Genomic DNA, 12,563 nt, shown 5'->3' on the forward strand with positions numbered 1-12,563 from the left:
TAGTGGCACTACCGCCGGGATTTCCGGAGATCTGTAGCCAATCGCGCAGCATCGTGGTCCTTCTCTATAACCATTGCATCATTACATATAACCAGTATAGAGCCGAAGGGTTACTTGCAGGTAATTTTTTGTAACGCTGTGGGCGATGCACGGTGATGGAGCCCCGTAAAGGACTCTGGCACAATGCGGGATTGGCTTTTTACTTATCGGGCACGTTATTCATCGGGGACTATCAGGTTTGAACCAGGAGCAATCGCATCTCATGCTGCCTTCGGATTCGGCCTGGCTGGCTTTGGAACGGCCGGAAAACCCCATGACCATTACCATTATGCTCCGGGTTGACGGCTTGACGGCCGGCCGGTTCCGGGAATTTCTGGAGGTGTACTGGACCGCCTGGGAGCGTTTTCTCTGCCGCCCGGTCTGGAAGGCGCCGGCCTGGTACTGGCAGAAAGACCCCACTTTTTCCGTTTCCCATCACCTTGATGTGGTGATAGACCGGTTTGATCAGCATCAGTTGCAGGACTGGGTGTCGGCGCGGCTGAACGAGCCGCTGCCGCGGTATCGCCCGGGCTGGAAGTTCTGGCTGGCGCCCAACGCCCAGGGTGGTGCGGCCTTGCTGCTGCGCCTGCATCATTGTTACGCTGACGGGCTGTCCCTGCTGGGCATTTTCTCAACACTATGCCCGCCGTCGCCCCGGCAGTACCCGGCCATCTATGGCGCTGCCGAGTTGCCGCAGCTGGAACGGTGGACAACCTACGCCAGGCAATGGTTGGGAAATATGGCTGCCCAGGCAGGCCAGGTTTCCGGCGCGATACCGGATGATGACCCCACCAAAGGGGCGGGGCACGCCGGGCGGGCACTGGAGGCCAGTGCCCGGGTGGTGCATGAGCTCAGCGAGTTTCTGGCGGAACCGGCCGATACGCCCTCTGAGTTGCGGCGGCCATTGCTGGGCCGGCGTAGCTGTCGGTGGTCTGAACCGTTGGCGCTTGACCGTTTTCGTGCAGTCGCATCGGCCACTCATACTACGATCAACGATGTGTTACTGGCCTGTGTGGCGGCTGCTGTGCGCCCACGGCTGGGGATGTCACCAGAACAGTTGGACGATGCGGTCATGCATGCGGCCGTGCCCGTGGATATCCGGTCCCGGATGCCGGAGGGGGTTCGGCCGGAGGACGGAGAGCCCGGCAACTGCTTTGGCACGGTGTTCGTGCCCATGCCGGTGGATGGAGCCAGTGCCCTGGAGCGGCTGTTCCGCATCAAGCATGAAACCCGCAAGCTCAAGAAGAGCTGGCAGCCGGGGATCGCCTGGGGGCTGACGGCCAGCGCCGCGCTGTTGCCGGAGGTGGGGCGCAAACCACTGGCTGACCTGTTTTTCCGCAAAGCCTCTGCGGTGGTGTCCAATGTACCTGGCACGCCGGAGACCCGTTACCTGGCCGGTTGTGCCATCACCGAACAGATGTTCTGGGTGCCCCAGGCCGGCGATATCGGGTTGGGTGTGAGTATCGTCAGCTACGCCGGTCAGGTGCAGTTTGGTGTGGTGGCAGACGAGGCCGTGCTGGCCAACCCCCATGAGTTTCTTGATGACTGCTTGTCTGAACTGGACCAGTTCCCGGGTGGTCTTCCCACGTAGTCGTACTTCCAAAGTTTCGTTCCAAATGCCTCCCAAATGAGCAGAAAACCTGCTCGCTGGAAGCATTTCCCCCTGTTGTTGCATCACCGACCATGGAAATCAGGCGTCAGACCTCGCCTGGAGCGATCGGATAACCGGTCCTCTTATCCCAGATTTCCAAAAAACAACCGGGGGATGTATGAAAAACAACAACTTCAGAAAGTCAGGGTTGGCCATTGCCATGATGGCGGCCATGGGAGCCAGTGCCGGAGCCAATGCAGCCATTGAACTGTACAACGAGGACGGCACCAGCTTTTCGGTGGATGGCTACTTCAATGCGTTTTACGTGAACCGTGATGACAAAGTTGCTGACGTGCGCAATTCCGACGTCAAGATGGGTTTTTTGCCGAACACCATCGGCTTCAATTTCAGTAAGGAGATGGGCGACCTGACACTGGGTGGCCGTTCATCGTTCTGGAGCACGATCAACGACAGCCTGCAGTCGCCGACCGACACCGCAATCGATGTGCGTCAACTGTATGCAACCGTGGATGGCGCTTTTGGTCAGGTCCTGATTGGTAAAGATTTCGGCCTGTACGCCCGTTCCAATATTTTCCTGGATGAGATCCTGATGGGTTTTGGTTCTCCGGGTGCAGCCACAGGCGTGTCTTTCGGCAATATCCGCACTGGCTACCCTTACCCAAATCCGTCAGCCCAGATCACCTATCGCACACCGGACATGGGCGGCCTGAACGTTGCAGCGGGTATTTTTGAGCCTGCCAACACCACGCCGGGCGCCCAGTCTGAGCAGTCTGCCCCGCGTTTTGAGGCGGAAGTCACCTACAGCGCTGACCTGAACGGCGTGGCCTTGACGGGTTGGGTGAACGGTCGTCATCAGAGCTCCGAAAACGCCACTACCAAGATCGACAGTCGGGGCGTTGGCTATGGTGTGAAAGCGGCTGTGGCCGGTCTGTCCCTGACGGCTTCAGGCTTCACTTCCAAAGGCGATGTGCCGGTTCTGATTACGGATGGGGCTCTGGCCTCTGAAGAAGACGCCGATGGCTACCTGGTTCAGGCTTCCTACACCCTGGGGGCGAACCGCTTTGTGCTGTCTTACGGTGAAACCGATTCCGATCAGGGTAATTTCGAGACCGAGAATACGTCTGTAGCCGTGTTCCACGACGTTAACAGTAACTTCAAGCTGGTGGCCGAATACAACATGTTCGAGCAGGAGACCAAGTCTACCGGTGTCAAAGCCGCAGATGCCAACACTCTGGCCCTGGGTGCCGTTGTAATGTTCTGAGGAGTTTTGCTCCTGTCTATGGCCTTGCAGGTAGCCGGCAGGACGCCGGTGCGCCTGCGATGGCCGTCTCAGACTAAAGTGCCGGTTTGCTCTTGCCAAAACCTGGCTGCGTCACCGGACATTGATTCAAGGGGGATATAATCAATGGCTTACGGAAGATTTGGCGCGCCGACAAAGTGCACTGAAGTCGCATTGGCTGGTGGTTCAGGAGGCGTAGAATCGGTATCAGATTCCCGTATTCCGAGCAGGCAACCGATGAAGCCAGTCAGTCAGTTACCCGCAGTGCGAGTCGCCAGTTCCAGCGTCCGCGAGCCCGAGCTGGCCGCCGCAGAGCTTGCCAGGCAGCTTGTGCACGACAACCTGGGTTGCGTACTGTTCTTCTGCTCTGTTGAGTATGACCTGCAGAAACTGGGTCCCGCTCTGCAAAAAGCCTTCTCTGGTGTGCGTGTCTACGGTTGCACCTCGGCCGGTGAGATTACCGAGCAGGGATACGACCGGGGCTGCATCAGCGCCATCGGGTTTGATGCCCGTTACTTCGCCATCGATTGTGCTTTGATTCGGCAGCTGGATCGATTCACCCTTCAGGACGCCCAGGGCGTCATTGACCAGATGCTGACCACCTGCCGGGATGCCAGCCTGGCGCCGGTCAAGGGCAATACCTTTGCCATTACCTTGCTGGATGGTCTTTCCAGCCGGGAAGAACTGGTACTGGCGACTCTCAATGCGGCTTTAGGCACAATCCCTCAGTTTGGTGGATCTGCGGGGGACGACGAGCGCCTGGCAGATACCCACGTTTATTACGATGGTGAATTTCACTGCGGGGCGGCCACGGTCATGCTGGTCAATACCCCGCTGGATTTCCGGGTGTTCTCGACCCACCACATGGAACCGCTGAATGAAAAACTGGTGGTTACCCGGGCCTGTCCGCAAAGCCGGACTGTATACGAGTTGAACGCGGAGCCGGCAGCTGAGGTCTATGCCCGGGCGGTGGGCGTATCGCTGGATGAACTGGACCGCAAGGTGTTTGCCCTGCGGCCCCTGGGCGTTCGAGTAGGAGGGAACTATTTCGTTCGCTCTATCCAGAGAGTCAATCCTGATCGCAGTCTCACGTTCTATTGCGCAGTGGAGACTGGCATTGTCATGACCGCCATGGCGCCGGGTTCGCTCCTGGACAGTGTACGAACCCAGATTGAAGCCTCCGAGCGGGTGGTCGGCACACCGCTGGTAACACTGGGGTGTGACTGTTTTTTACGCCGGCTCGAAGCCGAGCTGACCGGGCAAAGTGACGCGGTTTCCGAATTCCTCAAAGCGCACCGTGTGGTGGGGTTCAACACCTACGGGGAGCAGTTCAACGGTATGCACATTACTCAGACCTTTACGGGGGTGGTCATTGGCCAGCCTGAGTTCAGTACCTGATATCCCCGAATCTTCCGGCGAGTCTGACAAGGACCAACGCATTGCGGAACTGGAAGCTGAAAACCGGCGCCTGCGTGATATCCGGGACGCGTTGATTGTTCGGGTGGAGTCTGGCTCTGCCCACAAGCCGGAGCCCTACGCGGCGTTCGAGCACTCGGTGATACTGGCCGAGCAGGTCCGTGAGCGCACGGAAGCCCTGAACCTGACCATGGAAGAACTCAAGGCCAGTAACAAAGCCCTGATGCGTGCCCGGGAAGAGGCGGAGACCTCGCGCCAGCGCCTGAACGATGCTATTGAAAGCATTGCTGATGGATTCGTATTGTTCGACCACAACCACTGCCTGATTCAGACCAACAGCCGTTTCCGGAGTTACTGGCGCCATGCCGGTGTGCCGGTGCCGGCAGCGGGCACCCCGATAGACAAGGTGAAATCGAAAGCGCTGAGCTCCGGGCTGGTCGTCGAGGAGCACAGTCACGAGGATGCCGAGGGCACGGTGTTCCTGCTGTCCAACGGCCGCTGGGTGCAGATGACCGAAAGGCCCACGCGGGAAGGCGGGCTTGTGGTGCTGTATTCCGACATCACTGACGTCAAGAACAGCGAAATGGCGCGCCGTATCAAGGCGCTGGAAGAAAGCGAGCGTTGGATTCGCGTGGTGACAGACCATGTGCCGGCATTAATTGCATACGTGGGCGCTGATCTGACCGTGCAGTTCTGCAACAAGGTTTACCAGGCCTGGTATGGCCAGCCCGGGCAGTCGCCCCTGGGTATGCGCCTGGACGAGGTGCACGAGCCTGAATTTTACCAGCGGCTGCTACCCCAGATTCTGGAGGTCATGGACGGCCACAGCGTGACATTCGAGTTTGACGAAACCGGTGTTCGGGGTGAGCAGCGGTACATGCTCAGATCGTATGTGCCCAACGTTGATGACAATGGCGAAGTGGTCGGCTTCTTCGTGCTGATTCGTGATATTACCGATCGCCGAAAAACCGCGCTAGCGTTGGAGCAGGCCTATGACAACCTGGAGAAGCGGGTACGGGAGCGCACAGCGGCACTGACCGGCCTCAACGCCCAGCTTCGTCAGGAGATCTCCGAGCGTGCAGCGGTTGAGGCGCGCCTCAGGGAGGCCAAACTGGAGGCTGAGCGGGCCAATCTGTCGAAAACCAAGTTTCTGGCCGCCGTCAGTCACGATCTGCTGCAACCGCTGAACGCCGCCCGTCTTTTTACCAGTGCGTTGCAGGAGCAGAGCTTCGGCCCCAGGGCCGAGGGCCTGGTGCGCTCGGTCAGCACCTCGCTGGACGACGTAGAGAACCTGCTGGGCACGCTGGTGGACATTTCCAAGCTGGACGCCGGGGTGATCAAACCGGACGTGACCGCCTTTGATCTGCGGGATCTGCTCAACAACATCGCCCGGGAATTCCGACAGATGGCTTTGGCAGAGGGGCTGCGGCTGGATTTCGTGCCGTCTTCGGCGGTGGTGCAGTCTGACTCCCAGCTGTTGGCCAGAATCCTGAGAAACTTCCTGACCAACGCGATCCGTTATACCGGTCAGGGGCGCATCCTGCTCGGTGTTCGCCGCCGGCATGATCACGTGTTGCTGCAGGTTTGGGACACCGGCCCGGGTATTCCCGAAGACAAGCTGACCGAGATCTTCCAGGAATTCAAACGTATTCGCCCGAGTGGCTCTCAGGCCGACAAGGGGCTTGGCCTGGGGCTGGCGATCGTCGACAAGATATCCCGCATGCTTGGGCATGAAGTATCTGTGGCGTCGACTGAGGGCAAAGGCTCGGTGTTCAGCGTGCGGGTGCCTCTGGGGCAGTTGCAGCCCTCGCCGGCGGCGACCACGGACATCCAGAAGGTTGAAGTGGATCACGGCATGTCCGGCGCCAGGGTGTGGGTAATCGACAACGATCTGGCCATCTGTGAGGGGATGAAAACCCTGCTGGAGGGTTGGGATTGCAGGGTGGTGACCGCTGTCTCTCTGCCTGATCTGGACGCCAAAGTGGATATCGCCAGCGCACCGGTGGACCTGATCCTGGCGGATTACCATCTGGATAACGATGAGAACGGTGTGGATGCGGTTGCCCAGATCAATGGCCGGCGCAGTCAGCCGGCGCCGGTATTGATGATCACGGCCAATTACACCAACGAGCTGAAACAGCACATCCGCGAGCTGGGGTATTTGCTGATGAACAAGCCGGTCAAGCCGCTGAAATTACGCAGTGTGCTTTATCACGTTTTCAGCAAACTGCAGAACCAGGTGTGACTGTGATCTGATCAACGTTTCAGGTAATGACTGAAATCGACATCACCGGCGGAGAGTATCGCCTGGACGCGGTTGTGAACTGCTAGCTTGCGCAGTATTGCAGATACGTGGGCTTTCACTGTGGTTTCGGCAATGTTCAGGTTGTAGGCAATCTGCTTGTTTGACTCGCCCTTGGCCATGCGCTCTAAAACCAGTAGCTGGCGACGGGTGAGAGAGTTGAGCATTTCCGGTGAAATCGCGTTTTCATCGTTTCTGTGTTTGCGAGAGTGGTTTTCTTTGCTGGTACGAATGATATCTGAGGGGAGGTAGACATTGCCGTTCAAAATCTGTTGAATTGCCCCTGTCATTTCTGACCGTGGGGATGATTTGGTAATGAATCCGATGGCGCCATAGGTTATCGCCTGCAAGACAACTTGCTTGTCCTCTTCCGCCGACACAATCACCACAGGAAGGCTCGGAGCTTCATTGCGAAGTGTAATCAGTCCATTTAGACCGTGCATTCCCGGCATATTGAGATCAAGCAATATCAGATCAAGATCATCGGTGTTCTTTGCGATCTCTAATGCATTGTCGAGGTTTTCAGTTTCGATTATCTCGGTATTTTCAAACCCTGAAGCAATGACGTTGCTGATTGCCTCCCGGAATAAAGGGTGATCATCGGCTATGAGAATCTTGTAGGCCGGTTCCATGGGGTTTATCACCTGATTTTGTTGATCTTCAGAACGCTTATTATGAACATGATAGCTCTTATCAGCGGAGCGTGTCTGAGCGAATGGCATCGTCATGTGGTCTCCCGGGGTGGCTTTGCCGCCAGTTATTGTTGTTCAACATTCATTACACGACACCCTCGGGCAGCAATAAATGAGACCATGGGATTGAAACGGGTAATACCAAAGTACTGGTTTTGCCGCCGTGACGTTTAAAGAACTTTGGTTCGCTGTGGAGAGAAACCGCGAACGGCAAAAAGTGCCAGTAATGCCGTGCTTGCGATGGCGAAGCCCAGTGACTGGGGATGCCAGGACAGCGTCAGGGCATGGCGGATAGATTCAGTAACGTGAGTAAAAGGGTTTGCCATTGCCAGGCCATAGAGCAATCCGCTTTGACCTTGAAAATTCTCGGCAGGGTAAAGGGCTGAGGACAAAAAGAACACCGGGAAAATGACGAAGTTCATGACACCGGCAAAGCTCTCCAGCTGCTTGATCCAAGTTGCGATCAGTAGACCGAGTGAGCCCAGCATCAATGCGGCCATCAGAAAAACGGGCAGAACAAAAAGCAAGGGTATCAGCCCGATGTCGACCACTCCGGTCATCCAGGCGATCGCGAGAAAGGCGCTCGCCTGGATGACTGATAGTGTCCCCATGGCCAATAATTTAGACGATAGCAGAAACCAGCGGGGCAATGGGCTGACCAGCATTACTCTCATACTGCCAACTTCCCGATCATAAACGATGGACAGAGCGCTCTGCATGCTGTTGAAGAGGATGGCCATGGCACAGAGGCCGGGTACGAGATAGCTTTGATAGCTGGTCGTCTGGCTGGAGCCCGTCAGGTTGTATTCGCGGTCCGAGAGGCCGAGGCCGATGGCAAAGATAAACAGCCAAAGTAAGGGGCGAATCAGCGCTGTGGCAAAACGGTTTCGTTGTTGCCAGAAGCGCTGCCATTCCCGGATCTGAATGCCCAGATAAGCGTGCCAAAAGAAGCGGACTTTCATTAGGGTTGAGCCTTGCCAAGAGTTTGAACTAGCTCTCCAAGATCGGCGGAATCAGTTTGATGGCACAGAGTCTCGGCAATGCCCTGCATTTTTAGCCGACCTTCGTGAAGGAGCAGTACGTTATCCTTTGGCCAAATTTCGTCAACCAGGTGGGTGGCCCATAGCACAGTCAGGCCTTCATCGCGGCAGAGCTGGTGAATATGGCAAATGAGTCCATGTCGGGTATCCAGGTCCAGACCAGTAGTTGGTTCATCGAGAATCAGAAGGCTGGGGCTGTGCAAAAGCGCGCGCGCTAGCTCCACACGGCGCTGATGCCCGCCGTTTAGTGCCCGGACACGAGTCCCGGCGCGCCCTTCCAGACCAAAGCGAGCCATTTCGCGGTCTATCGCCTGGCGCCGGTCCTTTCGGTTCATTCCCTGGAGTGCGCCGTGGTATTCGAGGTTCTGCAATACCGTCAGATCAGGGTCAAGAGCGCTTTGCTGAAAAACAACGCCAAGCGATTTCATCGCCTCCGTCGCATGGCGATCTAGCAGGTGCCGTCCCAGTCTGATCTGCCCTTGCTGTAGTGCCAACAGGCGGGTAATCAAGCCGAACAGGGTCGTCTTTCCGGAGCCATTCGGCCCCAGAAGCCCGTGAAATTGCCTTGATTTAAGCCGAAAGCTGAGGTTTTTCAGGGCTTCACGGCTTCCGTAACGGAAGCTCACCTCGGTTGCCTGCAGTTCCATAGTCGCCAGATCCTGTCTTGCATCGGTCCAGCATAGGGCATGGCGTTTGGCACCGGAATATTCGGAAAGTAGCAAAGAGTTGGTACTAAAGAACCATTTTCGGCCCAAGATGGGGGGATAGGATAAAAAAGGGAGACTGTGAAACTCGACGATTGTCCTTGGAGGCAACGATGCGGATATTGCTGGCGGAAGGTCAGAGCATTACGAGAGAGGGGGTCGCCTGCCTGCTGCGAACCATGATGCCCGGTGTCATTGTTGACCAGGCAGATTCCGGCGCCGGGGCGCTGTCCCGGTACGCCGAGCAGACGCCCGATATTGTTGTCACCGAGCTCCTGCTTCCGGATTTTTCGGGTCTGGAACTTTGCAAGAGACTGAAAGCGCGCTGGCGTCGCAGTGCCGTTCTGTTTGCGTCGGTGATAGATGACCCTGCCCTGGTTCGCCAGGCTCTGGATGCCGGGGCTCTGGGGTATGTGTCACGGAATTGTCGACCGTCCGAGCTCATAGCCGCTGTGCGTGGGGTAGCTGACCACCAGCTTTACCTTGAGCATGCGCTTGCCACGCGTCTGGCATTTGCCACTCAGGGCATTGAGGATTCGCGTCTGGGTGATATCACTCAGAGAGAGCTGGAGATAATGATCCTCACGGCTCGTGGTTACTCAACCCGGGAGGTTGCTCAGTGCCTCAACATCAGTACCAAAACGGTGGCGAATCATCTGGCGGTTCTGAAAGGCAAGCTGGGCATCAATTCGTCGATCGAACTGTTGCACCTGGCCGCGGATGCGGGGCTTGTGAATTATGGGAAGGTCGGGAAGCTTTCAGAATCGGCCTCCCACCTTTCCTGATTTTATAAGCTGGCCTGATTCTGCAACTTGCCTCACCAGTCAAACGGGCAACCATCGCAACCTTCCATGAAAGTGCCTTCAAACGTTGCGAAATGAATCCGGGTACCGTTCATGTTGGCATTCGCCAGGTTCGCGTGTCCCAATTTTGCCTCCTGAAGATTGGCACCAAACAGATTGGATCCTGCGAGATTTGCCTTCGGCATCCAGGAAATCTCGAAGCTGGCAAAGTTGAGATTACAATCAACCATGGTGGCACCTGAGAACCTCGAAAAATCGAAATTGGCTCCGGTCATATCGGTCCCTGTGAAATCGGCGCCCTGCGCGAACAGGTATTCTGCCTGCGCACCCTGAAAGTTGGCGTTTCTGATTTTTGCGCCGCGAACGTCGGCCCGGTACAGGTTTACCCGGTGGGCGATCACCTCATCCAGTTGCGCACCGCTCAAGTCGGCTCCCCGCAGGTTGGCGTGGCTCAGGTTTGCCCCGGTCAGGTTGGCGCCCTCAAAGTTGGCCTGCTTCAGGTCCATGTTCGAGAGATTGGCACCGCTCAGATCTGCGCCTCGGCAGTCGGTTTTGGGTTGCAGCTTGCAGCCATTGATCTCGGGAATCTTCAGGTCGGCCATGTAGTCGTCGGCAAGTGCCGGCGTGATAAACGCAGTCAGCGCGATTGCTACCAGTGTTTTCATCATTGTTCTCCCGGGTACAACATTCACAGTGTTGAAAATGCCAGGCTGTTCAAGCCTGGCATTTATCCACGAACCATCTCGTGGCCTTGCGGTTTGCTTAGTTGGACGCAGTCGCCCAGGACGGGATCTTGAACACCCAGAAGGAACCGCCTTGCGAAATCGGCTTGGTCAGCTCAGCCATGTCGCCACCCCAGAGAGGAACAGCGCCACCGTAGCCTGAAGCAATACCGATATACTGCTCGCCATCCATCTCCCAGGTGACCGGAGAGGAGATGATTCCGGAGCCGGTCTGGAACTTCCAGAGCTCTTCGCCGGTTTCGGCGTCAAACGCCTTGAAGAAGCCATCGCCGGTACCTGTGAACACCAGACCGCCCTTGGTGGTCAGTACACCTGCCCACAACGGCAGACGCTCTTTGTGCTCCCACTTGAACTCACCGGTCATCGGGTCCATCGCACGCAGGATGCCCACGTGATCGTCGTACATGCGCTTGATGCGGAAGCCCTGTCCAAGGTAAGCAGCGCCTTTCTTGTAGGTGACTTCCTCAGTCCAGTAGTCCTCTTTCCAGTGATTAGCCGGGATGTAGAACAGTCCGGTGTCCTGGCTGTATGCCATCGGGTTCCAGTTCTTGCCGCCCAGGAACGGAGGAGACACTTCGATGGACTCACCGCGGGTTTTGCCTTCCGGAACAGGTGGCGGACGCTGTCCTTCTACCTCAACCGGGCGACCGGACTCCAGATCGATGTGAGTCGCCCACGTGATGTTGTCAACGAAGGGGAAGGCCTTCTCGAGTTTTCCATTGGTGCGGTCAACCACGTAGAAGAAACCGTTACGATCAGCGTGCGCCGTAGCCTTAACCTCACGCCCGTCTTCGGTGTACTCGAAGAGCACCAGCTCGTTGTTGCCGGAAAAATCCCAGGCATCGTTTGGTGTGTGCTGATAGAACCACTTCACTTCGCCGGTGGTAGGATCTACGCCCACCTGACCAGAGGTATACAGGTTGTCGTAATCCAGGGGATTTCCACCGGGAGAGGTGCGTGCCCAGGTGTTCCAGGGCGCGGGGTTACCGGCACCTACGATGATGGTGTTGGTCTCTACATCAAAGCTGGCGCTTTGCCAGGGTGCGCCGCCACCATGGCTCCAGGCCTCAACCTTTCCGGTGTCGCGGGAGGGATCATCCGGCCAGCTGGGTGCACGGGGGTCGCCGGTAGGTGTGCTTTGCTCGCCATTCAGGCGACCATAGTGACCTTCAACGAAGGGACGCATCCAGACTTCTTCGCCCGTATCAGGATCGCGAGCAAACAGTTTGCCGACCACGCCGAACTCGTCCCCGGAGGAGCCGTGGATCAGCAGAACTTTGCCGCTCTTCTGATCTTTGACCAGAGTCGGTGCTCCGGTCATGGTGTAACCCGCTTCGTGATCGCCGAATTTCTTGCGCCACACGACGTCACCGGTGTCTTTGTTCAGGGCTACGATGCCGGCATCCAGGGTTCCGAAGAAAACCTTGTCGCCGAAGATTGCGGCGCCCCGGTTAACGACGTCGCAGCAGGGACGGATGCCCTCGGGAAGGCGGTGGCTGTACTCCCAGATTTTCTCCCCGGTTTTTGCGTCCAGAGCCCACATCCGGGAATAGGAACCGGTGACGTAGGCGACGCCGTCATGAATCAATGCCTGGGTCTCCTGGCCCCTCTGTTTCTCATCACCAAAAGAGAATGACCACGCCGGGACCAGGCGATCTACGTTGTCTCGATTGACCTTTTCCAGCGGGCTGTAGCGCTGGGCCTTGGGGCCAATGCCGTAACCCAGTACATCCTGGGTTGTTTCTGCGTCGTTGAGGATATCCTCCCAGGTAACGTCTTTGGCCTGTGCCTGGAGGGCAAATCCCGCCGCACAGCTGAGGCCAAGCGCGAGGCTGACGCTACGCAGCAGGGGGCGTTGTTTAAAATTTGTTTTCATCACTTTCCCCTTGATTGTTGTTGTGACAAACGCAATTCGGTTGTGCGTTGACGCCTA

Annotated in this window: 10 protein-coding genes; 5 read left to right on the forward strand and 5 right to left on the reverse strand. The window is 57.1% G+C overall.

Annotated features, from left to right (window positions below; all coding sequences use genetic code 11):
• Positions 1-262 precede the first annotated feature (262 nt).
• The 4 genes from ACZ5Q2_RS07040 to ACZ5Q2_RS07055 all read left to right on the forward strand — a co-directional run bounded on the left by ACZ5Q2_RS07040 (position 263) and on the right by ACZ5Q2_RS07055 (position 6,591).
• On the forward strand, positions 263-1,630 hold the full coding sequence (locus tag ACZ5Q2_RS07040) for a WS/DGAT domain-containing protein (RefSeq protein ID WP_061330693.1): 1,368 nt from the start codon (positions 263-265) through the stop codon (positions 1,628-1,630).
• Positions 1,631-1,808: 178 nt separating this feature from the next.
• Positions 1,809-2,912, forward strand: a complete 1,104-nt coding sequence (locus ACZ5Q2_RS07045; RefSeq protein WP_061330692.1) for a porin — start codon at positions 1,809-1,811, stop codon at positions 2,910-2,912.
• Between the two features lie 255 nt (positions 2,913-3,167).
• On the forward strand, positions 3,168-4,328 hold the full coding sequence (gene nosP, locus ACZ5Q2_RS07050) for a nitric oxide-sensing protein NosP (RefSeq protein WP_061330691.1): 1,161 nt from the start codon (positions 3,168-3,170) through the stop codon (positions 4,326-4,328).
• Complete coding sequence (locus ACZ5Q2_RS07055) at positions 4,312-6,591, forward strand: hybrid sensor histidine kinase/response regulator (RefSeq protein ID WP_227510055.1); 2,280 nt, start codon at positions 4,312-4,314, stop codon at positions 6,589-6,591. Before nosP ends, ACZ5Q2_RS07055 begins: the two co-directional genes overlap by 17 nt.
• Positions 6,592-6,602: 11 nt before the next feature.
• On the opposite strand, the gene ACZ5Q2_RS07060 is transcribed toward ACZ5Q2_RS07055, so the two are convergent.
• The 3 genes from ACZ5Q2_RS07060 to ACZ5Q2_RS07070 form a co-directional block, all read right to left on the reverse strand.
• Entirely contained in the window at positions 6,603-7,280 is a 678-nt protein-coding gene (locus ACZ5Q2_RS07060) for a response regulator (RefSeq protein ID WP_061330690.1), read from the reverse strand.
• A gap of 230 nt (positions 7,281-7,510) precedes the next feature.
• Positions 7,511-8,302 (reverse strand): ABC transporter permease, encoded by a 792-nt coding sequence (locus tag ACZ5Q2_RS07065; RefSeq protein ID WP_061330689.1) that lies wholly within the window; start codon positions 8,300-8,302, stop codon positions 7,511-7,513.
• Positions 8,302-9,027 carry an ATP-binding cassette domain-containing protein gene (locus ACZ5Q2_RS07070; protein WP_061330688.1) on the reverse strand — a complete coding sequence of 242 codons (726 nt, stop codon included), beginning with the start codon at positions 9,025-9,027 and terminating at the stop codon, positions 8,302-8,304. The genes ACZ5Q2_RS07065 and ACZ5Q2_RS07070 overlap by 1 nt, the downstream gene beginning before the upstream one ends.
• Before the next feature lie 170 nt (positions 9,028-9,197).
• On the opposite strand from ACZ5Q2_RS07070, the gene ACZ5Q2_RS07075 reads away from it, so the two are divergent.
• Positions 9,198-9,869 (forward strand): response regulator transcription factor, encoded by a 672-nt coding sequence (locus ACZ5Q2_RS07075; protein WP_061330687.1) that lies wholly within the window; start codon positions 9,198-9,200, stop codon positions 9,867-9,869.
• Positions 9,870-9,901: 32 nt separating this feature from the next.
• On the opposite strand, the gene ACZ5Q2_RS07080 is transcribed toward ACZ5Q2_RS07075, so the two are convergent.
• A complete protein-coding gene (locus ACZ5Q2_RS07080) occupies positions 9,902-10,552 on the reverse strand; it encodes a pentapeptide repeat-containing protein (RefSeq protein WP_082780476.1) in 651 nt (216 codons plus the stop codon).
• Positions 10,553-10,649: 97 nt separating this feature from the next.
• A complete protein-coding gene (locus tag ACZ5Q2_RS07085) occupies positions 10,650-12,506 on the reverse strand; it encodes a PQQ-dependent methanol/ethanol family dehydrogenase (RefSeq protein WP_061330685.1) in 1,857 nt (618 codons plus the stop codon).
• Positions 12,507-12,563 lie beyond the last annotated feature (57 nt).

It is taken from the genome of Marinobacter alkaliphilus (genome assembly GCF_055394375.1).